Genomic DNA, 23,916 nt, shown 5'->3' on the forward strand with positions numbered 1-23,916 from the left:
TTCCGCGGTTCGGGCCAACGCCCAGATACGCGACGTAGGGTTGGCGCATGACTGACTCCGATCTGGTTCTCGTCACCGGCTCCACCGGATATATCGGCGGACGTCTGGTCTCCCGCCTCGTTGCCGAGGGCCGGAAGGTTCGGGTGGTGGTTCGCACGCCGCAGAAGCTGCTGGACGTGCCCTGGGCCGGGAAAGTCCAGATGATTGAAGGTGATCTTCAGGACCCCGAAACCATGCGGCGTGCCTGCGAGGGAGTCACCAGCCTCTACTACCTGGTGCACTCCATGGGCTCAGGTCGCGGTTTCGAGCGGCGTGAGGCTGAGATTGTTGCTACCGTCGCCGAGGCCGCGGCACAGGCCGGGGTCCGGCGCATCATCTACCTTGGGGGTCTGCATCCGCAGGATGTGAAGCTGTCCACACACATGCGCTCCCGCGTCGCCGTGGGCGAGGCGTTGCTGGCGTCCGGCGTGCCCACCGTCGCGTTCCAGGCCGGCGTCGTCATCGGGTCAGGCTCAGCCTCGTTCGAAATGATCCGGCATCTATCGGACGTGCTACCCGTCATGCCCGCGCCCAAGTGGGTCCTGAACCGCATCGAACCGATCGCCGTGCGTGATGTTATTCACTACCTGCTCGGCGCCCTGGACCTTCCGGAAGGACTCAATCGAACCTTCGACCTCGGCTCCGGCGACGTCCTGACCTATGCCGACATGATGAAGCGCTACGCGGAGGCCGCCGGCCTGCCACGCCGGACGGTGCTGGCACTGCCTGTCCTCACCCCTCGTCTGGCAGGACACTGGGTGAACCTGGTCACACCCATTCCGCGGGCCATGGCGATGCCGCTGATCGAATCCCTCCAGCACGACGCCGTCACGGCCGAGGCGGATATCCATCACTACCTGCCACAGCCGGAAGGCGGGCTCACCGACTATCGCAGCGCCGTCGACCTCGCCCTCAACAAAATGAGCGCCGGCGAAGTGGAAACGAGCTGGGCGGGTGCTTCCCAGCGGGACGCTGTAGCCGACCCTCTTCCGTCCGATCCGCAGTGGGCCGGGCACACGGTCTTCAAGGATGAGCGCTCCTTGCGCTCAAGTGCTCCTGCTCCGGCGGTCTGGAAGGTGATCGAGGGCATCGGCGGGGAGAACGGCTGGTACTCCTGGCCTGTCGCCTGGGCAGCCCGTGGCTGGCTCGACAAGATCGCGGGCGGAGTGGGCCTGCGCCGTGGGCGCCGGCACTCCTCCGAGCTGATGGCGGGGGAAGCCCTGGACTTCTGGCGGGTGGAGGAACTGGTGCGCGGCGAAAAACTCCGCCTGCGGGCGGAGATGAAGCTTCCCGGGAGGGCGTGGCTGGAGCTCTCGGTAGTGCCCGACGGCGGTGCCAGCGAATACCGCCAGCGCGCCATTTTCTTTCCCCGCGGACTCGCCGGCAGGCTGTACTGGCTCAGCGTGCTGCCGTTCCACGGCGTCGTCTTCGACTCAATGGCGCGAAACATCACCCGCACGGCGGAGAGGACACACCAACAGGGGTGAGAGCCCGGGCCCGGTTTCCTTTCCTGGTTGTGCCTTGTCCTGGTTGTGCTGGCTGGTTGCGCTGTCCTGATCGTGCCGGCTGGTCAGTGGATGGAGGGAACGGTCCGCGGCCGCACGATCGCCCAGAGGAATACGATCCCGAGCGCGATGCAGGCAGCCATCACCGCAGCCATAGGCGTGGCGGATGCGATGCCGAGCACGCCCACGATCGGCGAGATGATGCCTGCAAGTCCGAAGGTTGTCGCTCCAAGGAGTGAAGCCGCAGTGCCGGCCTGGGCGCCGTGGTTGGCCAACGCCAGCACCTGGACGCACGGGAAGGTGAACCCCGCGGCTGCGATGTAGAACCAGAGCGGAACGGCGGTTCCCCAGAAGCCGAAGTCCAGGAAGTCGAAGAGGATCATGAGCAGGGCCATCCCAAGCATGACCACGGTAGAGCAGGCGATGATCCACTGCGGCCCCACCCGCCGGACCACACGGGCACTGGTCTGAACGGCCGCCACGATGCCGAGCGAGTTCACCGCGAAAAGCAGGCCGTACTGCTGCGGGTCAAGGCCGTACACATCCTGGAACAGGAATGGTGACGCTGAAAGGTATGAGAACAGTCCGGCGAAGTTCATGCCGCCGACCAGCAGGATGCCGATGAAGACCCTGTCGCTCAAGACGGCCCGGTAGCGCTGCACGGCCGTCGAGGACGACGCCTTCCGGCGGTCGGCCGGCAGCGTCTCGATGATGAATGACGAGACGGCGAGGATCACCAGGAATCCGTAGGCTGCCAGGAACCAGAAGATTCCGGGCCAGGGCATGACCACCAGGAGCTGGGATCCGATCACGGGCGCGAAGATCGGTGCCATGCCGTTGACCAGCGCCATGTAGGAAAGCATGCGCACCAGCGGGTAGCCGCTGAACAGGTCGCGGATCATTGCCATTGCCACCACGCCGCCGCCGGCAGCGCCCATTCCCTGCAGTACCCGGAAGACCATGAGCATCCCGATATCGGTGGACAGGGCAGCACCGAGGGAAGCAAGAACATGGAGGCTGGTGGCGGCAATGAGCGGAAGGCGCCGACCGACCTTGTCGCTCAGCGGGCCCACGATGAGCTGTCCCACCGCGAAGCCTACGATGGTTCCGGTCAGGGTCAGCTGTACCGCTGCCTCGGTGACTCCGAGGTCGTCCTGCAGCGCCGGGAATGCCGGCAGGTACAGATCGATGGTGAAGGGGCCCAGGGCTGTCAGCGTGCCGAGAATGACAACGTAGATCAGCTTCTGACGCCGGGTGAGGGAATCTCCCGGGTGCGTGATGGTACTCAACAGTTACCTAACTGGCATGTGTGCGGATGCGGGGGGAAGTCGCACTGCGACGCTGCAGACGGGACGTGGTGAGCGCCGGCGAACCCAGATAGTGGTTGCCATGGCGAATCATTAACCATCTTAGAGCCCCCGCGCAACCTCGCACAGTCCCCCCGGCGCGGGAAACTTCGGTCCGTTGCTCAGCAGGCTTGGCTCTGACGTAGGGTGAAATGCAGCCCGGAGGGCGGACACATTGATCGAGGGGTCGGGAGAAGCGGCGTGAAGGCCAGGGATCGGAAGTACAACGAGCCGTCGGGCGGGGTACAGCCGCACATGGGGAAGGTCATCGGGGTCAGCGTGGCTGCCGCGGTAGGCGGCCTCCTCTTCGGCTTCGACACTGCCGTGGTGAACGGAGCAGTCGACGCGATTCAGGAGGACTTCGGTCTGGGAGAAGCGATCCTCGGGTTCACTGTTGCGATCACCCTCCTCGGTTGCGCAGCCGGTGCCTGGTTCGCCGGTGAACTCGCTGACCGCCTCGGACGCAAGCGTGTGATGTTCGGCGCAGCGATCCTCTTCCTGGTCAACTCGGTCGGCTCGGGATTCGCAGTCAGTGAATGGGATCTGATGTTCTGGCGGCTCGTCGGCGGAGTTGCGATCGGTGTCGCATCCGTCATCGCGCCTGGCTATATCGCCGAGATCGCCCCGGCACGGTGGCGCGGAGGCCTGGCCTCCATCCAGCAGCTTGCCATCACGGTCGGAATCTTCGCCGCACTGCTGTCGGACGCCTGGCTTGCCGATATGGCCGGGGGAGCAACCGGAGAACTGTGGTGGGGACTGCCTGCGTGGCGCTGGATGCTGCTGGTCGGCGTCGTACCGGCGATTATCTACGGCGTCCTTGCGCTCACCATTCCGGAGTCTCCCCACTACCTGATCCGCGGTGGACGGGACGCGGAAGCTGCGCAGGTGCTCTCGCGGGTGACCGGGATCAGGGACACGTCTGCCAAGCTGACGGAGATCCGTTCGACGCTGAGGGTGGAAGACAAGACCAGCCTGCGGGACCTTCGCGGATCGGCCCTCGGCCTGCAGCCGATTCTCTGGGTGGGCATGATCGTCGCCGCCCTGCAACAGCTCGTGGGCATCAACGCCATCTTCTACTACTCCACAACGTTGTGGCAGTCGGTCGGCTTCAGCGAGAGTGATTCCTTCACGACGTCGGTCATCACTTCCATCATCAACGTCGCCATGACGTTCGTTGCCATCTTCTTTGTCGACAGGATCGGCCGGCGAAAGCTGCTGCTGGTCGGTTCAGCCGGCATGTTCGTCGGCCTGCTCGCAGCAACCGTGTCCTTCGCGCAGGCCACGGGCGGCGGAGAAGATGTCTCCCTGCCGGGAATGTGGGGACCTGTAGCCCTCGTCGGCGCCAACCTGTTCGTGATCTTCTTCGCCGCGACCTGGGGGCCGGTCATGTGGGTGACACTCGGAGAAATGTTCCCGAACAAGGTCCGGTCCATCGCCCTCGGTGTGGCGACGATGGTGAACTGGATCTTCAACTTCATCGTGACACTGGCATTCCCATGGGTCAGCGAGAATCTCGGCGTGTGGATCATGTACGCGGTTTTTACCGTCTTCGCGGTGGTCTCCTTCTGGTTCGTCAAGACCCAGCTCGAGGAATATGCGGGCCGTGAGCTGGAGGATCGCGACGAACTCATCGCACGCTGATGTGCTGTAAGTTGCGGTGAATCGAGCCTGTTCGGGCGAGAAATATGCGTCGGTGGTAATTTTGCTAGCAGATGCGCAGGATGAACGGATGGGAGCACGGCAGATGGAGAGCTCGACCAGCACGCGGGTGAATCGATCGGGCGGCACGCCGTCGATAATTGGCCTGATCAGATTGCTGCTGCGGCTGACCCCGCGCCAGCTTGGCGACGAAGTGTCGCTCGCCCGCGAGCAGATGAAGCAGAAGGGGATCAAGGCCGGTGTCGCAGCGGCTTTTTTCGTGGTTGCCCTCCTCTTCCTCGCAGCCCTCGCAGTGGCCCTCATCGTTGCCGCCATCATGGGCCTGGCCACGGTCATGCCGGCCTGGCTCGCGGCGCTGTGCTTCGCTGCGCTGTTCCTTATCATTGCGGCGATCGCGGGGCTGATGGGCCTGTCACGGTTCAAGAAGGCGATGCCGCTCCTGCCTGAAGATGCCATCCGCGGGGTCAAGTACGACATCGGCGTGCTCAAGGAAGGGCGCAGGTTCAATCCCGCAACGCTCGACGTCAAGAAGCCTGCCGAAGAGAAGAAGCCCAAGCACAAGGAGTCCGGCGAGCCAAAGCGGCCGGCACCGTCCTACGCGGAGCTGCGCAGCCGTTCAGGACGCCGCCGCGACCACATCGCGGAAACGCGGGACGATCTCAGCCGGGGACTGGACTTTAAGTCGCAGATCAATCGCACCACCTCGAAGGCACGCACAGCTGCTGCGCATGCCAAGTCGTCAGCGGTTCAGGCGCGGGACTCCCGGCGTACCCACGGCAGTTCGTCGCCGCGGGCAGTGCATGTTCCTGCCCGCCACAACCAGACACTCGCAGACCGCTGGAAGCCCCTCAGCGTCGTCGCCGCGTCTGCTGCCGCTATCGCTGTGATGGTGCGCCGGCTCGTCGCCAAGTAGGCCTTGCACCTCCTGCTTGCGCGAACCCGCCGGCCGTTGCCGGCTAATCGCGCCCCTGCCTGCATAATGGGAGCGGAGGGACAGTGATCAGACTTATAGGCGCCGGGGGGAAGCCTGGGCGGACTCCTGCTGAGTTGAACACGTTCTGGACTGCGCCGAATATCATCACCGTGGTCCGTTTTCTCGGTGTCCCGCTCTTCGTGATGTTCATCGTGCAGCAACGGTACGGCGCCGCCGTCATCACCCTCGTGCTCCTTGGTTCAACAGACTGGATCGACGGCTACGTGGCCCGCCAGTTCGGCCAGGTCTCGTCAGTCGGCAAGTGGCTCGATCCGCTTGCGGACAGGACTGCGCTGATTGTCGTCGCCGTGACGTTCGTCGTGGACGGCGTTGCACCGGCCTGGCTGGTGTGGGCCATAGTGATTCCGGACGCCATTCTCATCATCAATGCCTTGATTCTGTTCCGCGGCCGCTTGTCCCTGCCGGTGAGCAATATCGGCAAGATCAGGACTGCGCTGCTGCTGGTGGGATCCCCGCTCCTGCTGCTGCAGCGGGTCGATGGCTTCAACGAGCCGTGGCTGGAGATCACCGCCAACACACTGCTGATTCTGGGGTGCATCGGCCACCTTATTGCTTTTTACGGGTACTTCACGGCGGCGCATCGGAAGTACCGGTTGGAGCAGAGCGCATGAGGGAAGCGGGCGCATGGCCTGGGTAGCGGTCTTCCTGGCGCTGCTCGGCGCATGCTTTCTGGCCGTCGGCGCACAGCGCCAGGGCAGCGCCGTACGCTCGAACACCGGCGGCCTGTCCCTGAACTCGAACGGCTTCCTGCGCCTGCTTCGAAATCCGCGCTGGATTCTGGGTCTGATCCTCCTTGGCGTGGGCATGGTGTGCAATGTGATCGCACTGAGCCTCGCCAGCCTCACAGTTGTGCAGCCCATCGGCGCCATCGCGCTGGTCATCACCACAGTGGTCAACTCCCGGGACCAGGGCGTGCGCATCAACCGGGCCACCGTCGTCGCAATTTCGGCATGCGTCACCGGAAGCGCGCTGTTCGTGCTGCTTGCGGTGAACGTAACCAGGAAGGACCACGTTGTCCTGCCCGACCAGGAACTGACGGCCGTCCTGCTGCTGTGTATCGCCGTGGCAGTCTTCGGAACTCTGGCGTTCGTCTTCAAGCGGCGCCTCAGCGCATTCGCCTACATCCTCGGAGCAGGTGTGCTCTTCGGTTTCGTGGCAGTTCTGACCAAGATCATCGCCACGCATCTACTGGACCCGAATGGGCGGTTTTTGCTCAACGTTCCGATCTACAGCGTTATCGCGATCATCGCCGCCGCGGGTCTCGGCTCATGGTTCGTGCAAAGCGCCTACGCCACAGGTCCGCCGGACCTGGTGATCGCAGGCCTGACAGTGGTGGATCCGATCGTGGGAATCGCCGTCGGCATCGTGGTGCTGGGCGAACTGCAGCCGAATGTGGAATCGGTGATCGCAATTGCCATGGGAGCGGCAGCCATCGTTGCTATTGTTGGAGTAATAGCCCTGTCGCGCCACCATCCAGACGTGGTCAAGCGCCAGAAAGAAGCACGACGGCGGTAACGCCGGACTTCGCCCATCGTTGCCAACCCGAGGACTACTTCGTGACTGATACGGCAGCAGACGCGCCGCTGACCATTCTCATCGCTGCTGATACCTATCCGCCGCACGTCAATGGAGCGGCGCAGTTCGGGTACCGGCTCGCCAAGGGCATGACGGCCCGTGGACACAAAGTGCACGTCCTGGCGCCCCACACCACCACCGGCAAAAGTTTTACGGAACCGGGCGGGTACTGGACGGTACACCGGCTCCGCTCCCATGCCGTTCCCACGCACGACTACTGGCGTATCTGCCTTCCCTGGGAAATCAAGCGTGACATCCGGATGCTTTTCGACCGTGTGCAGCCCGATGTTGTGCATATCCAGTGCCACTACATGGTCGGTGAGTACGCGCTCTACGAGGCTCTCAAACGCGGCATCCGCGTGATCGCCACCAACCACTTCATGCCCGAGAACCTGAATCCGTTCCTGCCTTTCCCACGGTGGTTCAAGAACATTGTGGCGAAGAATTCATGGCGCGACATGGGCAGGAAGATGGGGAAGGCTGACGTTGTCACCACACCCACCCCGCTCGCCGCGAAGGCAATGCATGAGCACGCTTTTCTCCGCAAGGTGCTGCCGCTGTCGAATGGGATCGATGCGGCGGCTTACGAGCCCAAGCCGGGTGAACAGATCGAGCGTCCTGACTACCCGATCGTGCTCTTCGTCGGGCGCCTCGCGGAGGAAAAGCACGTGGACGTCCTGATCGACGCAGTGGCAAAGACACCGAAGGAGCTGAACCTGCACCTGGAGATTGTCGGTGGGGGAGAGGTCAAGCCGGTGCTGCAGGCGCAGGCCAAGCGGCTCGGACTGGAAGACCGCGTGAAGTTCCATGGCCTGATTGATGATGAGGAGTTGCGGCTGGCGTACCTGCGCGCAACCGTGTTCTGCCAGCCGGGTACCGCTGAACTTCAGTCGTTGGTCACTCTTGAGGCGATGTCCGCGTCGACGCCGGTGTTGCTAGCCAACGCGATGGCCCTGCCGCATCTGGTTGAGGACGGCTCCAATGGTTACCTGTTCACACCGCATGACAGTACCGAGCTGGGTGAACGACTCACCGAGATCATCTCCATGCCGGAAGCCGAGCGCGAGCGGATGGGCAAGATGAGCCGCTCCATGGTGGAGAAGCACAGTATCGACTCCACGCTTTCGACCTACGAGGATCTGTACCACGGCCGATCCCACGAGAGCGAAACGGTCTGACTCGCCGAAAGCACAGCTCGGGTCGTGACTAGAATGGATTGCGCCGATGGTCTCATCGGTGCTGCGGGGCTGTAGCTCAGCCGGTTAGAGCAGCGGACTCATAATCCGTTTGTCGTGGGTTCAAGCCCCACCAGCCCTACAGATCGGAAGGAACCCTGGCTCTACGGCCGGGGTTCCTTTCATTTTCCGGCGAGTCGTCGCGAAAGCGGCATGGAGACCGGAGACGCCGGCGGCTGGTGCCCAAAGTTACTCGCGGGTAACATGAGTCCGGTGAGCCGCGCTAACAGTGCGCGGACCCCGCCGGCGGGGGCGAGCGCCGGGCCACTGATGGTGAGGAACATTCATGGGTGCACCCACACTCGACGCAGACAACCTGCCGTACGCCGACGGTGACTTCTATTTTTTCGAACAACTGCTGGACTCCCGGGAGCGCACCCGCCTTCATGAGGTGCGGGAATGGCTCGCCCAGGAGATCCGCCCAAATGCATCGCGCTGGTGGAACGCAGGCGTGTTCCCGACCGAGTTGATTCCTCGCATTGCGGAGCTGGACGTCGTCTCGCCCGTGAAGCGTCAGGGTTACTCGAACCTGTTTGCCGGGCTGCTGCACGCCGAGTTCACCCGCGCCGATACATCGATCGCCACGTTCATGGGAGTCCATGACGGGCTGTTCACAGGGTCCATTGAAACGCTGGCCTCACCGGAGCAGCAGGCCGCGTGGCTGCCGGACATCTACGCGATGAAGAAGATCGGCGCCTTCGGCCTGACCGAGCCGCTTGGCGGGTCTGATGTGGCCGGCGGAACGCGCACCACCGCAGAGCGCAACGGCGACGGATGGGTCCTCAACGGGGCAAAGCGCTGGATCGGAAATGCCACGTTCTCCGACTGGGTGGTCATTTTCGCCCGGGATGTCGCGGACAACCAGGTCAAGGGCTTCATGGTGGACACGTCGCTGCCGGGCTACAAGGCCACCAAGATCGAGAACAAGACGGCCCTGCGAACGGTGGAGAACGCCGACATCCTCCTGGAGGGTCTCCAGGTGAGTGATGACTTCCGGCTGGCCGGTGCGAACAGTTTCAAGGACGCCAACAAGGTGCTTCGCATTACCCGGCTGTCCGTGGCGTGGCAGGCGGTGGGGCAGCAGCTTGCGGCGTTCGACGTGGCCCGCCGCTATGCTGTGGAGCGCCAGCAGTTCGGACGTCCGCTCGCCTCCTTCCAGCTCATTCAGCAGCAGTTGGTGGAAATGCTGGGCAACACGGTGAGCTCCCTGGGCATGATGGTGCGGCTGGCCCAGCTCGCGGACGAAGGCGGTGCCCGCGACGAACAGTCAGCCCTCGCCAAGGCGTTCACGACCGCCCGCATGCGGGAGACCGTCGCACTTGGCCGAAGCATTCTGGGGGGCAACGGCATAGTCACCGACTATGAGATGGCGAAGATCTTCGCCGACGCAGAGGCTGTCTACTCCTATGAAGGAACCTACGAGATCAACTCCCTGGTCACGGGGCGGGCAATCACCGGGATTGCCGCTTTCATCTAGCGGAGTTCTATCCTGTGCCGGCCAGCGGCAGCAGGATGGAGGGACGCCGGTCGGAGACGAGCGGGAGTGGGTTGATGTATTCACCATTCTCCCGGACGCCCCAGTGCACACAGGGGCCAGGGCAGTGGGGTTCGGAGCTGATGCTCCCGACTACCTGCCCCCTTTGCACGCTTGCACCTTTCACCACGGACGCGGTGACCGGTTCGAAGCTGGACAGGAACCCGTCTCCATGGTCGATGGTCAGCACCGGCCTGTTCACCACCGTGCCGGTGAACACCACGACCCCATCGGCGGGGCTCAGCACCACGCCGTCCGCCGCGCCGAGATCGACACCGCGGTGACCGGCCATCCACCTCTCCGGCGGTCGATCGAAATGGCGAAGCACGGGGACGCCGCCGCTCAGCGGCCATTCCCAGGGTCCCTCGGCAGGAGGGGCGGCCGGGGCCGGCCCGCCGATGGAGAGCAGCGCCCCGATAGCGGCGGCCATGAGCAACGGGCGGGGCAGGTTCTTTCGCGCAGTCACCCATCCACTATCCAACCGGTCGTTTCCCTCGTGCCGGCGTCGTGGGCCGATGTGGAAAGGTCCATCTGATTCGGCCGGATTGTGGAGGAAGGGCCGGATGTGCTCCCCGTCAGGAGTGACGGGCTGCTGTAGTACACTAGGTGAAGCAGTTTCCCGTATGCCGTCATGCCACAAAGCTCTTCGTGTGGTTCTGCGGCTCGTCGGGAACTGACTACGCGTGTCCCGATTCACAGGTCAATCGCCGCTGAACTTCACTGGTGGGCGTATACCTGGGAACACTGCTCCAGCGGTCCGGAGGAATCCGGTTGGAGCGGTGAGTCATCTGACGGACACCAGGACCCCGCATAGTCCGCGGGAATCAACCGTCAAACCGGCAGATTACACAGCAATGACTGTGCTGCCCTACGAAAGGAACGACATGCCAGTCGTTACCATGCGCCAGCTGCTCGACAGCGGCGTCCACTTCGGCCACCAGACCCGCCGCTGGAACCCGAAGATGAAGCGCTTCATCTTCACCGAGCGCAACGGTATCTACATCATTGACCTGCAGCAGTCGCTGTCCTATATCGACCGCGCCTACGAGTTCATCAAGGCCACCGTTGCCCACGGCGGAACCGTGCTCTTCGTCGGTACCAAGAAGCAGGCACAGGAAGCCATCGCCGAGCAGGCCACCCGCGTTGGCCAGCCGTACGTCAACCAGCGTTGGCTCGGCGGCATGCTCACCAACTTCCAGACCGTCTCCAAGCGCATCCAGCGCATGAAGGAGCTCGAGGAAATCAACTTCGAGGATGTCGCCGGTTCCGGCCACACCAAGAAGGAACTCCTCCTGCTGCAGCGCGAGCTGACCAAGCTTGAGAGCAACCTCGGCGGTATCCGCAACCTCACCAAGGCTCCGTCCATCGTGTGGGTTGTCGACACCAAGAAGGAACACCTCGCCATCGACGAGGCCAAGAAGCTCAACATCCCGGTTGTCGCAATCCTCGACACCAACTGCGACCCCGATGAGGTCGACTTCCCGATCCCGGGCAATGACGACGCCATCCGCGCAGTCAACCTGCTGACCCGCGTTGTCGCCGACGCCGTTGCCGAGGGCCTCATCGCCCGCAACAACCGCGCTTCGGGCAACGACGCCGCGGCAGCAGAAGAGCCGCTCGCCGAGTGGGAGCGTGAACTGCTCGAAGGCAGCGCCGCGCCTGCTGCTGAAGAGGCTCCTGCCGCGGAAGCACCTGCTGCTGAAGAGGCACCCGCTGCTGAAGAGGCACCCGCTGCTGAAGAGGCACCCGCTGCTGAAGCAGCTCCTGCTGAGGAAGCTGCCGAGGGCGAGAGCAAGTAGTTTCGGTGACAGGGTGCGGGATTCAAGCCCGCACCCTTTCGCTTGTGCCGGACCTGTTTCCGGAGAACTTTCACTCAAATTATCTTGACGAGAAAACCACATCTGAGGAGTTCAAATGGCAAACTACACTGCCGCTGACATCAAGGCTCTCCGCGAGCGGACCGGCGCCGGAATGATGGACGTGAAGAAGGCTCTCGACGAGGCCAACGGCGATGCCGAGAAGGCCATGGAGCTCATTCGCATCAAGGGCCTGAAGGGCGCAACCAAGCGCGAAGGCCGTTCGACCGCCGAAGGCCTCGTTGCCGCCAAGGTCGAGGGCAACGTCGGCGTCATGGTCGAGGTCAACTGCGAGACCGACTTCGTCGCGAAGGCCGGCCCGTTCATCGAATTCGCCAACAAGGTCCTTGCTGCCGCGATTGAGTCGGGTGCCGCTGACGTCGAGTCGCTGCTCGCACACACCGTTGACGGCAAGCCCGTCTCGGAGCACGTTATCGAAGCCGGAGCCCTGCTCGGCGAGAAGGTGGACATCCGCCGCGTGGCACGTGTTGAGGGTGCAATCGTTGACGCGTACCTCCACAAGACGTCGAAGGACCTCCCCGCACAGGTGGGCGTGCTCTTCGCAGTAGAGGGCAGCGGAGACGGTGCAGCCGAGGCCGCACACGATGTCGCCGTTCACATCGCCGCCTACTCGCCGACCTACCTCACGCGTGAGGACGTTCCGGCTGAACTCGTCGAGACCGAGCGCCGCATCGCTGACGAGACCGCCCGCGCGGAGGGCAAGCCCGAGGCCGCTCTCACCAAGATCGTCGAGGGTCGCCTGACCGGCTTCTTCAAGGAGGGCGTGCTGGTGGACCAGGCGTTCGCCAAGGACGCCAAGAAGTCCGTCGCCCAGGTGCTGAAGGAAGCCGGCGTCGAGCCCAAGGAATTCGCTCGTTTCCGGGTTGGTGCCTAACCGGCGCGAAACCCTTACGGGTTGATATTTGTTTGAGATGATGGAGGGGCGGTCGCCACGGTGACCGCCCCTCCGCCATGTGCGGTGACCATGTGCGGTGACCGTCGCCGTACCGGACCTGCAAGACTGATTCCACCAACCATTCGAGACCTGCCGACCGGGGCCTTCAACGACGCCGGGGGCAGGGTGATCTTCCACCGCACCCTCGTTGAACCACCAGCGCAGCTGCGCAACTGAACCGCACGTACGAAAGCCCGGGAGGCATCATGGAGAAATACGACAACGCTGGCCACAGCGGATCCCCGAGGCGGCGCGTGCTGTTGAAGCTCTCCGGAGAGGTCTTCGGAGGCGGAAAGCTCGGCGTCGACCCTGACATGGTCCGGGGAATAGCGAAGCAGATCGCCGCGACAATCGGGCAGGTGGAAGTTGCCATTGTTGTCGGCGGCGGGAACTTCTTCCGCGGCGCCGAACTCTCCCAGAGCGGCATGGACCGATCGCGCGCCGACTACATGGGCATGCTCGGAACAGTCATGAACTGCCTCGCCCTGCAGGACTTCCTTGAGCAGGCGGGTGTCGAGACCCGCGTCCAGAGCGCCATCACCATGGGACAGGTTGCGGAAGCCTACATCCCGCGGCGCGCCATCCGGCACCTGGAAAAGGGCCGCGTAGTGATCTTCGGCGCCGGTGCCGGGCTGCCGTATTTCTCAACCGACACCGTCGCCGCCCAGCGGGCGCTGGAAGTGCGCGCCGACGTCGTACTCATGGCCAAAAGCGGCGTGGACGGCGTGTACACAGCTGACCCGCGCAAAGACTCGAGTGCGCAGAAGCTAGAGGCGCTCTCCTACGATGACGCCCTGCGTCAGGACATCCGCGTAATGGACCAGACCGCCATGACCATGTGCAAGGACAACAACCTCTCCATGGTGGTCTTCGGCATGGAGGGCGAAGGCAACGTCACCAGCGCAATCATGGGGGAGCGCATCGGCACGATCGTCACTGCCTGAGCGCCGCGCGCGGCCGGCCGGTCCCGGTGCCGGCCCGGCTGTGAACTAGGATTATCAACTGAATCGGACGCTTAGAAGCAGCGGATTTCGAACCAAAGGAGAAATCGTGATCGAAGAGACCATGTCAGAGGCCACCGACCGTATGGACAAGGCCGTCGAGGCCGCGAAGGAAGACTTCGCGACAGTACGCACCGGCCGTGCCAACCCGTCCCTGTTCTCGAAGGTCGTCGTCAACTACTACGGCTCACCGACGCCGCTGCAGCAGCTGGCGTCCTTCCAGAACCCGGAAGCGCGCACGCTGCTGATCACTCCGTTTGACCGCTCCGCGCTCAGCGAGATCGAAAAGGCACTGCGCGACTCGGACCTCGGCGCCAACCCGTCCAACGACGGCAACGTCATCCGGGTGGTGCTTCCCGAACTGACGGAGGAACGCCGCAAGGAGTACGTCAAGCTGGTCCGCGGCAAGGCAGAAGACGCCAAGATCCAGATCCGGAACATCCGCCGCAAGGCGAAGGACGGCATCGACAAGGCTGTGAAGGACGGCGACGCCGGCGAAGACGAGGGCGCACGTGCCGAGAAGGATCTCGATGCACGCACCAAGTCTCACACCGACACCATCGACGACATGCTCAAGCGCAAGGAAACAGAGCTGCTCGAGGTCTGATGAGCGACTCCCAGCCTTCTACCGAGGCTGGCCGCACGCCTGCCGCTGATGCTGCACACCAGGCGGCGGCCGGTCCGCCGGCCGCCGGCGTCCTGCCCGGCAGGCGTGCACTCCGCGAGGCAGCGAAATCAAGCCGCACCGGCCTGTTCAAGCGCCGGTCCCCGCGGCCACCGTCCGGTGCAGCCTCCCGCGCGGGGCGGAATCTGCCGGCGGCTATCGGCGTCGGGCTTGCCCTGCTCGTGTCGCTGCTGGTGGGGATGCTGTTCCTGCCGCTGGCTTTTGTGGCACTCACCACGATGATCGGCGTCGTCGGCGTCTGGGAAGTGGGCAGAGCGCTTGAGGTGCGGCACATCAAGGTTCCCACCGTCCCGGCGGTGGCGGCAGGCGTCGCGCTTCCTTTCGCGGCCTACCTCGGTGGGCCGGAAGCGCTGGCCTTTGCAACGGTAGCCTCGGTGACAGCGCTGGTTCTCTGGCGCTCCCTCGACCCTGCTCCAGACGCCGCGCGCAGCATTATGGCCGGCACCTTTGTGCTCCTATGGGTGCCGTTCCTGCTCAGCTTCGCCATGCTGCTGCTCCAGGAGCCGTCCGGTTCCATCAAGGTGGCAACCCTCCTGCTTCTCGTGGTCGCGAACGACACCTTCGGTTACCTGGTCGGCGCATTCTTCGGCAAACACGCTATGGCCCCCCGTATCAGCCCGAAGAAGTCGTGGGAGGGCTTCGGCGGCTCGATCGGTGGAGCGATGATCGTGGGCGTACTCGCGGTGGTGCTCCTTCTCGACAGGCCATGGTGGGTCGGCATCTGCCTGGCCGTTGCTGTTGTCGCTGCGGCCACGGCCGGAGACCTCGCGGAGTCGATGATCAAACGGGAACTGGGCGTCAAGGACATGAGCAGCATCCTGCCCGGCCATGGCGGCGTCATGGACCGGCTCGATTCGATCGTCTTCGCTTCGCCGGTTGCCTTCCTGCTGTCCGTTACATTGGTACCCGGATCCCTGTAGAACCTGACGACTGCGCGCGGTGACCGCGACGGTGCGAAGAACGCCACGGAACGAAGAAAGAGAACGCACACCCATGGATGGAGCACGCAACGGCAGCTCGCCGTTTGCCCGTGTCGGTCGCCGAGAATTCGGCTACAACGCGAAGCAGGTTGACAGGTTCCTGACCCGTGCGCGCACCTTCTACAACTCGGACGGCACTGACGGTGAACCCGTCACCAGTAGTGACGTGCGCACCATTGCTTTCGACCCTGCCCGCGGCGGATACGAACCGCGGGCGGTTGACGCGGCGCTCGACCGGTTGGAAGACGTCTTCGCCCAGCGCGAGCGTGACGCCCTCATCGAGTCCAACGGCGAGCAGGCCTGGCTGATGCAGATCGGGCGTATCTCCGCTGTGCTGCGGGGGAGGCTTCACCGTCCCCCGGGCGAGCGCTTCCGTCGCCCGTCGCGGAATAATGCCACCAGCTACAACATCGAGGATGTCGACGCTCTGTGCAACGAGCTGCTCGGCTACTTCGAGAACGACATGCCGCTGAGCGTCGACGTGGTACGCAGGGCTGTCTTCCGCGAAGCTATCGGCCAGGACGGCTACGAGGAAACCCAGGTCGATGCCTTCCTCGACCGCGTGGTTGAGCTCATGGCCGCCATCGACTGAGGTTCTTACCGCAGTAGGGTGATCGACGGCGACGGCGGCTCTTGATCAGGATCAGGCGGCTTCGGGCGTGTGTAGCCGGGCAAGGACCCGTGACGCATTTCGGGGCCGGCGCCGCGCCGTAAGCCGGGATACCGCGATGGTGATGGCAAAGGCTGCCGGAACGGTCCAGAGGGCCGGTAGCCGGAGCCACTGGGGCGCCTGATCGGCTCCCAGCGCAGCCGCGAGCAGGATCGACCCACCGCAGAGTACCGCTCCTGACGCCATGCCGGCGATAGCTCCGACGTCGGTAAGTCCACGCCACCAGATGCCCAGGACCAGAAGGGGGCAGATGGTTGAGGCGGTGAACGCAAAGACCATGCTTACGCTGCCTGCCAGCGCAAGCGTGTCGGTGAGCAGCGCGAAGCCGAGGGGAATAAGGGCCGAGACGATCGCCGCCCACCGGAAACCGGAAACGCTCGCACGGAAGAAGTCCTGGCTGACCACGCCCGCCAGCGACACCACCAGTCCGCTAGACGTGGAGAGGAAGGCGGCGAACGCACCGGCCGTGACGAAGGCCGAGAGGATGTCTCCTCCGAGTCCGTCGAAGATGCGGCTCGGCAGCAGCAGCACGGTGGCATCCGCTGAACCCTCCACCGCCAGATCAGGCGTGTGGATCCTGCCCAGCACGCCGTACAGGGTAGGGAACAGGTAGAAGACTGAGAGCAGTCCCAGCACAAGGAGCGTCGTCCGGCGTGCCGAGGCTCCGTCCGGGTTCGTGTAGAAACGCACCAGCACATGCGGTAGCCCTAGAGTGCCGAACAGCAGCGCGATCACGAGCGAGATGTTCTGGTAGAGGGAGGCCGACCCGGTGGCGTTGAGGCTGGAACTGAAGACGGCGCCGTCGTCCGTCAGGGATGCCCCGGAGCCGGCGAGCTGCATGAGGATAAAGATCACCGGAACGGCCAGCGCCGTCAGCTTCAGCCAGTACTGGAAGGCCTGGACGAACGTGATGGAGCGCATTCCGCCGGTGATCACACTCAGGCACACCACCACGACGACGGCGACTGACCCCACCCAGGACGGCAGGCCCGTAGTGATGCGCACGGTAAGCGCAGCCCCGTGCAGTTGCGGCACGATATACAGCCACCCGACCGCGATGACGAGCAGACTCGTCACGCGACGCACGCTTCGGGAGTCAAGACGCGCCTCAGCGAAATCGGGAATGGTGTAGGCACCCGAGCGCCGCAGGGGAGCCGCCACGAATAACAGGAGCATGAGGTAGCCGGCGGTGTAGCCGATCGGGAACCAGAGCGCGTCCACGCCGGAGAGGAGGATCAATCCGGCCACCCCGAGGAAGCTCGCGGCGGACAGGTATTCTCCTCCGATGGCAGAGGCGTTCCACCAGGGGCGCACGGTGCGGGAAGCGACGTAGAAGTCGCCCGTGGTCCGGGAGATCCGCAGCCCATAGATACCGATCAGGACCGTGGCTACGGCAACGAGGATCAGCGATACGTATCCCACCACGGGGTTCAGCTCGGGGAACGTCATTCGTCGTTCACCAGGTCGCGGAAACGCTGTTCGATCCGTCCGGCGCTCCGGACGTACAGCACGGCGCAGCCGATGACCACGGGGTAGATGCCGAGCCCGAGGAGAAGCCAGGGAACGGGAACGGTTGCGATGGTCCAGCTGTGGATGGCCGGAAAGAGGCTGAACAGGACCGGGATGCCGACGAGGATCACCAGGAAGCCTGACGCGACGACCGCCGACAGCCTGAGTTGGGAGCGGATGAGCGAGCGCACAAAAAGTTCACCGACGTCGGACTGTTCCGCCAGTTCCCTCGCGACCGGGTAGGTGGGCGCCGGACCCGTCGCTGAGCGGGGCGCGGTGACCCGCACGCGTGGCGGGCGCTGTTCAGGGGCCGACACCGCGCTACTGTCCGGGCCGCAGGCGGGTGGCTTCGAGCTTGCCGCGGATCTCGGACAGGTGCCGACGGCTCACCGGCAATTCAGCGTCACCCACAAGCACACTGGCTTTGCCCGTTCCCAGCTTGACCTGGGTTACCTGGTCCATGGCCACAAGGTACGACCGGTGCGTGCGCAGAAATCCGGCGTCAGCCCACTGGCGCTCCAGGTCGTTCAGGGGAATCCGGATGAGGTAGCTTGCCTCGGCGGTGTGCAGCCGGGCGTAATCACCCTGCGCCTGTACGTAGCGAATCTCATCCCGCCGGATCATCTTGCTGATCCCGCCCTGGTCGACGGTGATGACCTCCGGCGTGGTGGCCCCATCCTCCATCAGCTCGCAGATCCGCCGTACGGACTCGGTGAGTCTCTCGGTGCGTACCGGCTTGAGCAGGTAGTCGACGGCGCGGAGTTCGAAGGCCTCCAGAGCCCGGTCCTCGTCCGCGGTGACGAAGACGACGGCGGGAGGCCGGCTGAAGCGTGAGATGACCCTTGCGATGTCCAGACCGGTCAGCGAGGGCATATGGATGTCGAGGAACAGTGCGTCGATGGTGTGGTCCTGCAGGATCCGCAGGGCCTCGGCGCCGCTCGAAGCCTGATGAATAGTGTCGATGCGGGCATCCCTGGAGAGCAGGAAACCCAGCTCGGCGAGTGCCGGAAGTTCATCGTCGACGATGACCACGTTGACCATGGTTCCAGATTACGCGGAAACTGCGGGCGCTCTTGTCGGTACCCATTACGTGGGTGGCCGCACAGCCGGAGTTCAGGGCTGGTGGGCAGGCTGGGACTTCGGGATGCGCAGGGTGACCAGGGTGCCGGCGCCCGGCGCGGTGTCGACCACCAGTCCGTGGGCTTCGCCGTAGACCTGCCGCAGTCTGGAATCGACGTTGCGCAGGCCCACGTGCACGCCGTCCACATGCCCGGCAAGAACGGCACGCAGCCGGTCGGGATCCATCCCCACGCCGTCGTCCTCGATTGTCACTTCCGCATAGGCTCCGGCGTCGTGGGCGGTGATGGTGATATGCCCTGTACCGTCTTTCGAGTCCAGACCATGCCGGACGGCGTTTTCCACGAGCGGTTGCAGGCTGAGGAAAGGGATCACCGTGCTGAGTACTTCAGGACCGATCTGGAGACTGACTTTGAGCCGGTCCCCGAACCTGGCTCGCTCGAGCAGGAGGTAGCGGTCGATCGACCGCAGCTCCTCGGCCACGGTGGTGAAGTCACCGTGGCGGCGGAACGAGTAGCGCGTGAAATCCGCGAACTCGACCACAAGCTCGCGGGCACGCTCAGGATCGGTGTTGATGAAGGAGGCGATCGCGTTGAGAGAGTTATAGATGAAGTGCGGGCTGATCTGCGCCCGCAGCGCGCGTACCTCGGCTTCCATGAGCTGGGTGCGTGACGAATCGAGCTCGGCCAGTTCCACCTGCGTGGCAACCCAGGCACCGACCTCGTTGGTTGCACGCACGAGGCCTGCGTTGACCGAGGGCACAAAGGCACCGACCGTACCGACCACCCGGCCGTTCACGCGGATCGGAGCAACCACTGCCTCCGCGATCCCGGTCTGCTCTCCGGTCACACTTCCCAGCTGCGGCCCTTTGAAGATCCGCGTGCGCCCGCTGGACAGTACGTCCTGCGCGAGGAGCATCACCTCGGACGGCTCTTTCGCGGCACCCTCCCAGGCAAGGACGCCGTCCGTGTCGGTCACCAGCAGGGCCTGACAGCGCAGAAGGCCGCGAAGATGGCGCGCTGCCTTCGACGCTCCGGCCGGTGTCAGCCCGGTCCGCAGGTGTTCTGATGCCTGGGCCACCGTGTGGAGGGTCGCGTAGGTGGCGCGATCGGCGTCGGACCCCAGATCCCGGTAGGAGCGTGAGAACTTGAACCCCAAAACCGCGACCACTGCCAGGGTGATGATGACGACGGCGGCAACAAGCGCTACGTCCACGGCGGGGCTGAGCATGGGTCAAGAGTAGCGGTCACCGGAACGACGTCAGACACCGTTCGGCGCAGGGCCGCACCGTTCACCGCACGTACTTGTCCATTGGGCGACGGACCCCGGCAGGTTCTTGGCATCGACGCGCCGGGTGATCGACAGTGATGGGAGTCACACTCCCTTTCCCGTGCCGTCCAGTGCGGCGCTGACCTTCAGGGGAGCCCCTAACAAGGAGGTATCAATGGGTTCCGACCCATCGCGCGACGCACCGCCGCCGGCCCCGGTGGACTTCACCGAAGTCCAGCAGCGGCCGGAGTTCAGGGAGCTGCGCAAACGGCACCGCAGCTTCGTCTTTCCCATGGCAGCGGTCTTCCTGCTGTGGTACTTCCTGTATGTCCTGCTCGCTGACTACGCACACGAGTTCATGTCGACTCCTGTGTTCGGGAATGTGAACATCGGGCTGATCCTCGGGCTGCTGCAGTTCGTCAGCACCTTCGGAATCACCATGTGGTACGTCAGCTATGCCAACAAGAGGCTCGATCCGATCGCGGAGGGCCTCCGCAATGACCTTGAAGGCGTGCTGCCTGAGACAAACCAGACCCTCGAGGGAGGAACCCGATGAGGCAGTACCTGCCGATGCAGACCGCCGAGACAACCACGGTCGGTGAGCCGTGGCTGAACATGACCATTTTCGGTCTGTTCGTGGCGATCACCCTGGTGATCGTGCTGCGCGCCAGCCGCAACAACAAGACCGCGGCCGACTACTACGCAGCCGGCCGCTCTTTCACCGGCCCGCAGAACGGCACGGCGATCGCGGGCGACTACCTGTCCGCCGCGTCCTTCCTCGGCATTGTGGGAGCCATCGCCATCAACGGCTATGACGGCTTCCTGTACTCAATCGGCTTCCTGGTGGCCTGGCTGGTTGCGCTGCTGCTCGTCGCAGAGTTGCTTCGCAACACCGGCAAGTTCACCATGGCGGACGTCCTCTCCTTCCGGTTGCAGCAGCGGCCCGTGCGCATCGCCGCCGCCATCACCACGCTCGCCGTGTGCTTCTTCTACCTGCTGGCGCAGATGGCCGGAGCCGGTGCGCTGGTGTCGCTGCTCCTCGGCATCGACGACCGCCTCGGCCAGTCCCTCGTCATCACCGTCGTGGGCGCGCTCATGATCCTGTATGTACTGGTTGGCGGCATGAAGGGCACCACCTGGGTGCAGATCATCAAGGCCTGCCTGCTCATCGCCGGCGCGTTCGTGATGACCGTCTGGGTGCTGGCCCTGTACGGCTTCAACCTTTCCACCCTGCTTGGTGCCGCCATCGAAACCTCGGGGAATCCCGCCATCACGGGTCCCGGACTGCAGTATGGCGCCACCGGTACGACACGTCTGGACTTTGTGTCCCTCGCGCTCGCACTCGTCCTGGGAACGGCAGCACTGCCTCACGTGCTGATGCGCTTCTACACTGTGCCGACGGCCAAGGAAGCCCGCCGCTCAGTGGTGTGGGCTATCTGGCTCATCGGAGCGTTCTACCTCTTCACCCTGGTGCTCGGCTACGGTGCCGGTGCCCTGATCGGTGCGGACCGCATCAACGCGGCGCCGGGCGGCGTCAACTCAGCCGCTCCGCTCCTGGCGTTCGAGCTCGGCGGACCATTCCTGCTCGGCATCATCTCCGCGGTCGCCTTTGCCACGATCCTCGCCGTTGTTGCCGGGCTGACGATCACCGCGGCGGCGTCCTTCGCCCACGACATCTACGCAAACGTCGTCCGGCGCGGCAAGGTCGATCCCGACGGTGAGGTGAAGGTCGCCCGGCGTACCGTCGTCGTTATTGGAGTGCTTTCCATCCTCGGTGGAATCGGTGCGCAGGGGCAGAACGTTGCATTCCTCGTTGCTCTGGCTTTCGCGGTGGCAGCGAGTGCGAACCTGCCGACCATCATCTACTCGCTGTTCTGGAGCAAGTTCAACACCCAGGGCGCGCTCTGGAGCATGTACGGCGGCCTGCTCACGGCAATCATCCTCATCGCGTTCTCCCCGGTGGTCTCCGGTGGTGAGAAGTCGATGATCCAGACGGCGGACTTCTCCTGGTTCCCGCTGAGCAACCCCGGGATCGTCTCGATTCCGCTGGCGTTCTTCCTGGGCTGGCTCGGCACCGTGCTGGCCAAGCGCACTGAGGACGCGCAGAAGCAGGCGGAGATGGAGGTTCGCTCGCTCACCGGTGTCGGTGCGGAGAAAGCAACCCACCACTAGTTCTCCCAGCATGCACAACGGGCCGGAATCGATTCGATTCCGGCCCGTTGTGTTGCACCTATCCGTGCCGCTGGGACTAATGGTCCGGGTGGTCCGCAGGAACCGGCACCGAACCATGTTGGCCGTGCGGCACTGCGTGCTCACCTGCCGTCGATGCGGCGAGTCCCGGCGTCGTAATTCCCGCGACCAGGACGGCGGAGAAGAAGAGCCCGGCGAGGAGCTTTCCGGGCGAGGCCGGCCGGCCTTGACGTCCGGAACGCCGGCGCAGGGTTCCCAGACAACCGAGCTGCAGGAGCACCAGTGCCAGGGCCGACACCAGCGTCAGGTCAAGCTCACGGCTGCCGGCAGGAGCCAACAGTGCGCTCCAGCTGAGGACAGCCAGGACGACGGCGGCAGCCGCGGGAAGCGCGACGGGCACGGACAGCGTAAGTAACCTCGCCGGCCGACCGGCACCGTGCCCCCCGCGCAGGGTGACGATGCCCCACGCGGTGAGCGAAAGCGCCCACAGTCCGACGGCGCCACCCAACAGAAGGGACCCCGGACCACCGCGAGCCAGGATCGAATCAGCTGCCAGGGCAAAAAAGGTCATCCCCGAACCCAGGGCAGCGAAGCCGGTAAGCAGGCGGAGTACCTCGTCCCGGGAACCCTGCCCGTCAGCGCGCTGTTGAAGAGCCGGCAGAACCCGCGCTTCAATACCGGTGACGGTCATCGGTCAATTACGCGTGTGCGCGGGTGCGTGCGGTGTGAACCTGCTTGTCCTGCGACAGGCCCACGCCGAGCAGGAGCACGGCGCTTGCGAGGTGCAGGACGTTATCTGCACCGTTGAGGGCGATGATGTTGAGCGAGGTGCCCACCAGGAAAAGCCCGAGGATACCGACCAGGAGGTAGACGGCGCCGACGGTGGTGTTGACTCCCTTGGCGGCGCTGACCGACTTCAGGCCGGCGAGCAGAAGTGCTGCACCGATAGCCAGGTGAATGATGTTGTGGAGGGGATTGACTTCGAAGATGATCAGCGTGTTGCCTTCGGTGGCGAAGAATCCCACCCCGGACGTGACGAAGAAACCGAGGATGCCGACCAGGAGGTAGACCGCGCCGAAGACGGTTGCGAGGAGACGGTTGGGGGAGGTGCCCATGATGATGCCTTTCCTTAGATGTGCGCTCCGGTAATGGAGTTCTGCTCACCATTCGGGTCTGTCGGCGTTACGGATGGTTATTTCCCCTGATCTTCCGGAACCGGGACTACTCCTCCGAACCCCGCTGCAGCAAAGGTTCCATGCGGTAGGGAATCAGCTCGTGCATGGCAAGGGAGGTATCACAGCGCTCCACGCCGTCGCACGCCAGGATTTTTCCGTTGATGCGGAAGAGGTCTTCGGCATCAACCGAGACAACGCGGACCAGGATGTCCGCCTGCCCGGTCAACCCGTGGGCTTCCAGCACTTCGGGGATGCCGGCCAGCTGTTCGGTGATGGGGGCCAGCTTCCGCTGGTCCACATGGACGTGGATAAACGCTGTCAGGGGGTAGCCGAGCGCGGTCGGATTGATGCGGCGCTCGAAGGAGAGGAAAGTCGAGTTTTTCTCGAGGCGGGTCATTCGCGCCTGCACTGTGTTGCGTGACAGGCCGAGTTTCTGGGCGAGGGCCACGACCGTCCTGCGGGAGTCCCGTGCAAGCGCGAGCAGGAGCCTCGAGTCGGTCGCGTCAAGGGGCTGCATAGTGCGCAACGGTAGCACGAGCTGGAGTCGTGAAATAGAGCAGAATGCTCAGTGAAAGGCAGATCGGTTGTGCTGGCTGGTCCACGTGAGTATCGTCACAGTAAACCTCAGGCAACGGTGCCTTGGCTCTTTCCAGCGCCGTTCG

At 64.1% G+C, this 23,916-nt stretch carries 24 protein-coding genes and 1 tRNA gene; 16 read left to right on the forward strand and 9 right to left on the reverse strand.

The features are described 5' to 3' along the window. The first annotated feature begins 47 nt into the window (after nucleotides 1-47). Entirely contained in the window at nucleotides 48-1,526 is a 1,479-nt protein-coding gene (locus AC5RU3_RS14965) for an SDR family oxidoreductase (RefSeq protein ID WP_493966072.1), read from the forward strand. A gap of 83 nt (nucleotides 1,527-1,609) precedes the next feature. Here AC5RU3_RS14965 and AC5RU3_RS14970 read toward each other — a convergent pair whose 3' ends face one another. Then, nucleotides 1,610-2,833 (reverse strand): multidrug effflux MFS transporter, encoded by a 1,224-nt coding sequence (locus tag AC5RU3_RS14970; RefSeq protein WP_458116831.1) that lies wholly within the window; start codon nucleotides 2,831-2,833, stop codon nucleotides 1,610-1,612. A gap of 258 nt (nucleotides 2,834-3,091) precedes the next feature. Here AC5RU3_RS14970 and AC5RU3_RS14975 point away from each other — a divergent pair, with 258 nt between their 5' ends. From AC5RU3_RS14975 to AC5RU3_RS15005, 7 genes are all read left to right on the forward strand, one after another. After that, a complete protein-coding gene (locus AC5RU3_RS14975) occupies nucleotides 3,092-4,531 on the forward strand; it encodes a sugar porter family MFS transporter (RefSeq protein ID WP_493966073.1) in 1,440 nt (479 codons plus the stop codon). Nucleotides 4,532-4,619: 88 nt separating this feature from the next. Then, nucleotides 4,620-5,462, forward strand: a complete 843-nt coding sequence (locus tag AC5RU3_RS14980; RefSeq protein ID WP_493966074.1) for a phage holin family protein — start codon at nucleotides 4,620-4,622, stop codon at nucleotides 5,460-5,462. Between the two features lie 83 nt (nucleotides 5,463-5,545). Continuing rightward, nucleotides 5,546-6,154: a CDP-alcohol phosphatidyltransferase family protein gene (locus tag AC5RU3_RS14985; RefSeq protein WP_309070307.1), complete on the forward strand. Its 609-nt coding sequence runs from the start codon at nucleotides 5,546-5,548 to the stop codon at nucleotides 6,152-6,154. 13 nt (nucleotides 6,155-6,167) lie between these two features. After that, complete coding sequence (locus AC5RU3_RS14990) at nucleotides 6,168-7,058, forward strand: DMT family transporter (protein ID WP_309070308.1); 891 nt, start codon at nucleotides 6,168-6,170, stop codon at nucleotides 7,056-7,058. Between the two features lie 41 nt (nucleotides 7,059-7,099). After that, a complete protein-coding gene (locus tag AC5RU3_RS14995; protein WP_493966075.1) occupies nucleotides 7,100-8,296 on the forward strand; it encodes a glycosyltransferase in 1,197 nt (398 codons plus the stop codon). Nucleotides 8,297-8,361: 65 nt separating this feature from the next. Continuing rightward, nucleotides 8,362-8,435: transfer RNA gene (locus AC5RU3_RS15000), tRNA-Ile, on the forward strand. Nucleotides 8,436-8,639: 204 nt separating this feature from the next. Then, a complete protein-coding gene (locus tag AC5RU3_RS15005) occupies nucleotides 8,640-9,830 on the forward strand; it encodes an acyl-CoA dehydrogenase family protein (protein ID WP_493966076.1) in 1,191 nt (396 codons plus the stop codon). A gap of 7 nt (nucleotides 9,831-9,837) precedes the next feature. On the opposite strand, the gene AC5RU3_RS15010 is transcribed toward AC5RU3_RS15005, so the two are convergent. Further along, nucleotides 9,838-10,353, reverse strand: a complete 516-nt coding sequence (locus AC5RU3_RS15010) for a M23 family metallopeptidase (RefSeq protein ID WP_493966077.1) — start codon at nucleotides 10,351-10,353, stop codon at nucleotides 9,838-9,840. A gap of 418 nt (nucleotides 10,354-10,771) precedes the next feature. On the opposite strand from AC5RU3_RS15010, the gene rpsB reads away from it, so the two are divergent. The 6 genes from rpsB to AC5RU3_RS15040 all read left to right on the forward strand — a co-directional run bounded on the left by rpsB (nucleotide 10,772) and on the right by AC5RU3_RS15040 (nucleotide 15,956). Continuing rightward, nucleotides 10,772-11,686 carry a 30S ribosomal protein S2 gene (gene rpsB / locus AC5RU3_RS15015; protein ID WP_493966078.1) on the forward strand — a complete coding sequence of 305 codons (915 nt, stop codon included), beginning with the start codon at nucleotides 10,772-10,774 and terminating at the stop codon, nucleotides 11,684-11,686. Nucleotides 11,687-11,801: 115 nt separating this feature from the next. Next, nucleotides 11,802-12,638, forward strand: a complete 837-nt coding sequence (gene tsf, locus AC5RU3_RS15020) for a translation elongation factor Ts (RefSeq protein ID WP_309070313.1) — start codon at nucleotides 11,802-11,804, stop codon at nucleotides 12,636-12,638. Nucleotides 12,639-12,904: 266 nt separating this feature from the next. Then, nucleotides 12,905-13,642 (forward strand): UMP kinase, encoded by a 738-nt coding sequence (pyrH, locus tag AC5RU3_RS15025; RefSeq protein ID WP_493966079.1) that lies wholly within the window; start codon nucleotides 12,905-12,907, stop codon nucleotides 13,640-13,642. A gap of 106 nt (nucleotides 13,643-13,748) precedes the next feature. Continuing rightward, nucleotides 13,749-14,306 (forward strand): ribosome recycling factor, encoded by a 558-nt coding sequence (gene frr, locus AC5RU3_RS15030; RefSeq protein WP_309070315.1) that lies wholly within the window; start codon nucleotides 13,749-13,751, stop codon nucleotides 14,304-14,306. Then, nucleotides 14,306-15,304 carry a phosphatidate cytidylyltransferase gene (locus AC5RU3_RS15035; RefSeq protein WP_309070316.1) on the forward strand — a complete coding sequence of 333 codons (999 nt, stop codon included), beginning with the start codon at nucleotides 14,306-14,308 and terminating at the stop codon, nucleotides 15,302-15,304. Before frr ends, AC5RU3_RS15035 begins: the two co-directional genes overlap by 1 nt. Nucleotides 15,305-15,377: 73 nt before the next feature. Continuing rightward, nucleotides 15,378-15,956: a DivIVA domain-containing protein gene (locus AC5RU3_RS15040; RefSeq protein WP_493966080.1), complete on the forward strand. Its 579-nt coding sequence runs from the start codon at nucleotides 15,378-15,380 to the stop codon at nucleotides 15,954-15,956. Between the two features lie 51 nt (nucleotides 15,957-16,007). On the opposite strand, the gene AC5RU3_RS15045 is transcribed toward AC5RU3_RS15040, so the two are convergent. The 4 genes from AC5RU3_RS15045 to AC5RU3_RS15060 all read right to left on the reverse strand — a co-directional run bounded on the left by AC5RU3_RS15045 (nucleotide 16,008) and on the right by AC5RU3_RS15060 (nucleotide 19,850). After that, on the reverse strand, nucleotides 16,008-17,468 hold the full coding sequence (locus AC5RU3_RS15045; protein ID WP_309070333.1) for a sodium/solute symporter: 1,461 nt from the start codon (nucleotides 17,466-17,468) through the stop codon (nucleotides 16,008-16,010). Between the two features lie 11 nt (nucleotides 17,469-17,479). Further along, the gene (locus tag AC5RU3_RS15050; protein WP_309070318.1) at nucleotides 17,480-17,860 is read right to left on the reverse strand and encodes a DUF485 domain-containing protein; all 381 of its coding nucleotides are present in this window, start codon (nucleotides 17,858-17,860) and stop codon (nucleotides 17,480-17,482) included. Nucleotides 17,861-17,864: 4 nt separating this feature from the next. Then, nucleotides 17,865-18,584: a LytR/AlgR family response regulator transcription factor gene (locus AC5RU3_RS15055; RefSeq protein WP_309070319.1), complete on the reverse strand. Its 720-nt coding sequence runs from the start codon at nucleotides 18,582-18,584 to the stop codon at nucleotides 17,865-17,867. Nucleotides 18,585-18,656: 72 nt separating this feature from the next. Continuing rightward, a complete protein-coding gene (locus AC5RU3_RS15060) occupies nucleotides 18,657-19,850 on the reverse strand; it encodes a sensor histidine kinase (protein ID WP_309124034.1) in 1,194 nt (397 codons plus the stop codon). Nucleotides 19,851-20,064: 214 nt separating this feature from the next. Between AC5RU3_RS15060 and AC5RU3_RS15065 the strand changes: the two genes are divergently transcribed. After that, nucleotides 20,065-20,445, forward strand: a complete 381-nt coding sequence (locus tag AC5RU3_RS15065) for a DUF485 domain-containing protein (RefSeq protein ID WP_309070321.1) — start codon at nucleotides 20,065-20,067, stop codon at nucleotides 20,443-20,445. Continuing rightward, a complete protein-coding gene (locus tag AC5RU3_RS15070; protein ID WP_309070322.1) occupies nucleotides 20,442-22,061 on the forward strand; it encodes a monocarboxylic acid transporter in 1,620 nt (539 codons plus the stop codon). Before AC5RU3_RS15065 ends, AC5RU3_RS15070 begins: the two co-directional genes overlap by 4 nt. A 76-nt stretch (nucleotides 22,062-22,137) precedes the next feature. Here the strand turns inward: AC5RU3_RS15070 and AC5RU3_RS15075 are convergent, their stop codons facing one another. From AC5RU3_RS15075 to AC5RU3_RS15085, 3 genes are all read right to left on the reverse strand, one after another. Then, entirely contained in the window at nucleotides 22,138-22,770 is a 633-nt protein-coding gene (locus tag AC5RU3_RS15075; protein WP_309070323.1) for a hypothetical protein, read from the reverse strand. Nucleotides 22,771-22,777: 7 nt separating this feature from the next. Beyond that, the gene (locus AC5RU3_RS15080; protein WP_309070324.1) at nucleotides 22,778-23,194 is read right to left on the reverse strand and encodes a DUF4383 domain-containing protein; all 417 of its coding nucleotides are present in this window, start codon (nucleotides 23,192-23,194) and stop codon (nucleotides 22,778-22,780) included. Between the two features lie 106 nt (nucleotides 23,195-23,300). Beyond that, nucleotides 23,301-23,771, reverse strand: coding sequence for an Lrp/AsnC family transcriptional regulator (locus tag AC5RU3_RS15085; RefSeq protein ID WP_309070325.1), 471 nt, complete (start codon nucleotides 23,769-23,771; stop codon nucleotides 23,301-23,303). Between the last annotated feature and the right edge of the window lie 145 nt (nucleotides 23,772-23,916).

The organism is Arthrobacter sp. MDB1-55 (genome assembly GCF_059092925.1).

Excerpts from the sequence above, each read along its gene's own strand:
- AC5RU3_RS14990 (WP_309070308.1), top strand. The coding sequence starts at position 6,168 with ATGGCCTGGGTAGCGGTCTTCCTGGCGCTGCTCGGCGCATGCTTTCTG.
- AC5RU3_RS15080 (WP_309070324.1), bottom strand. The coding sequence starts at position 23,194 with ATGGGCACCTCCCCCAACCGTCTCCTCGCAACCGTCTTCGGCGCGGTC.
- AC5RU3_RS14980 (WP_493966074.1), top strand. The coding sequence starts at position 4,620 with ATGGGAGCACGGCAGATGGAGAGCTCGACCAGCACGCGGGTGAATCGA.
- AC5RU3_RS14965 (WP_493966072.1), top strand. The coding sequence starts at position 48 with ATGACTGACTCCGATCTGGTTCTCGTCACCGGCTCCACCGGATATATC.
- rpsB (WP_493966078.1), top strand. The coding sequence starts at position 10,772 with ATGCCAGTCGTTACCATGCGCCAGCTGCTCGACAGCGGCGTCCACTTC.
- pyrH (WP_493966079.1), top strand. The coding sequence starts at position 12,905 with ATGGAGAAATACGACAACGCTGGCCACAGCGGATCCCCGAGGCGGCGC.
- AC5RU3_RS15075 (WP_309070323.1), bottom strand. The coding sequence starts at position 22,770 with ATGACCGTCACCGGTATTGAAGCGCGGGTTCTGCCGGCTCTTCAACAG.
- AC5RU3_RS15055 (WP_309070319.1), bottom strand. The coding sequence starts at position 18,584 with ATGGTCAACGTGGTCATCGTCGACGATGAACTTCCGGCACTCGCCGAG.
- AC5RU3_RS15070 (WP_309070322.1), top strand. The coding sequence starts at position 20,442 with ATGAGGCAGTACCTGCCGATGCAGACCGCCGAGACAACCACGGTCGGT.
- AC5RU3_RS15005 (WP_493966076.1), top strand. The coding sequence starts at position 8,640 with ATGGGTGCACCCACACTCGACGCAGACAACCTGCCGTACGCCGACGGT.
- AC5RU3_RS15060 (WP_309124034.1), bottom strand. The coding sequence starts at position 19,850 with ATGCTCAGCCCCGCCGTGGACGTAGCGCTTGTTGCCGCCGTCGTCATC.
- AC5RU3_RS15085 (WP_309070325.1), bottom strand. The coding sequence starts at position 23,771 with ATGCAGCCCCTTGACGCGACCGACTCGAGGCTCCTGCTCGCGCTTGCA.
- tsf (WP_309070313.1), top strand. The coding sequence starts at position 11,802 with ATGGCAAACTACACTGCCGCTGACATCAAGGCTCTCCGCGAGCGGACC.
- AC5RU3_RS15065 (WP_309070321.1), top strand. The coding sequence starts at position 20,065 with ATGGGTTCCGACCCATCGCGCGACGCACCGCCGCCGGCCCCGGTGGAC.
- AC5RU3_RS15035 (WP_309070316.1), top strand. The coding sequence starts at position 14,306 with ATGAGCGACTCCCAGCCTTCTACCGAGGCTGGCCGCACGCCTGCCGCT.
- AC5RU3_RS15040 (WP_493966080.1), top strand. The coding sequence starts at position 15,378 with ATGGATGGAGCACGCAACGGCAGCTCGCCGTTTGCCCGTGTCGGTCGC.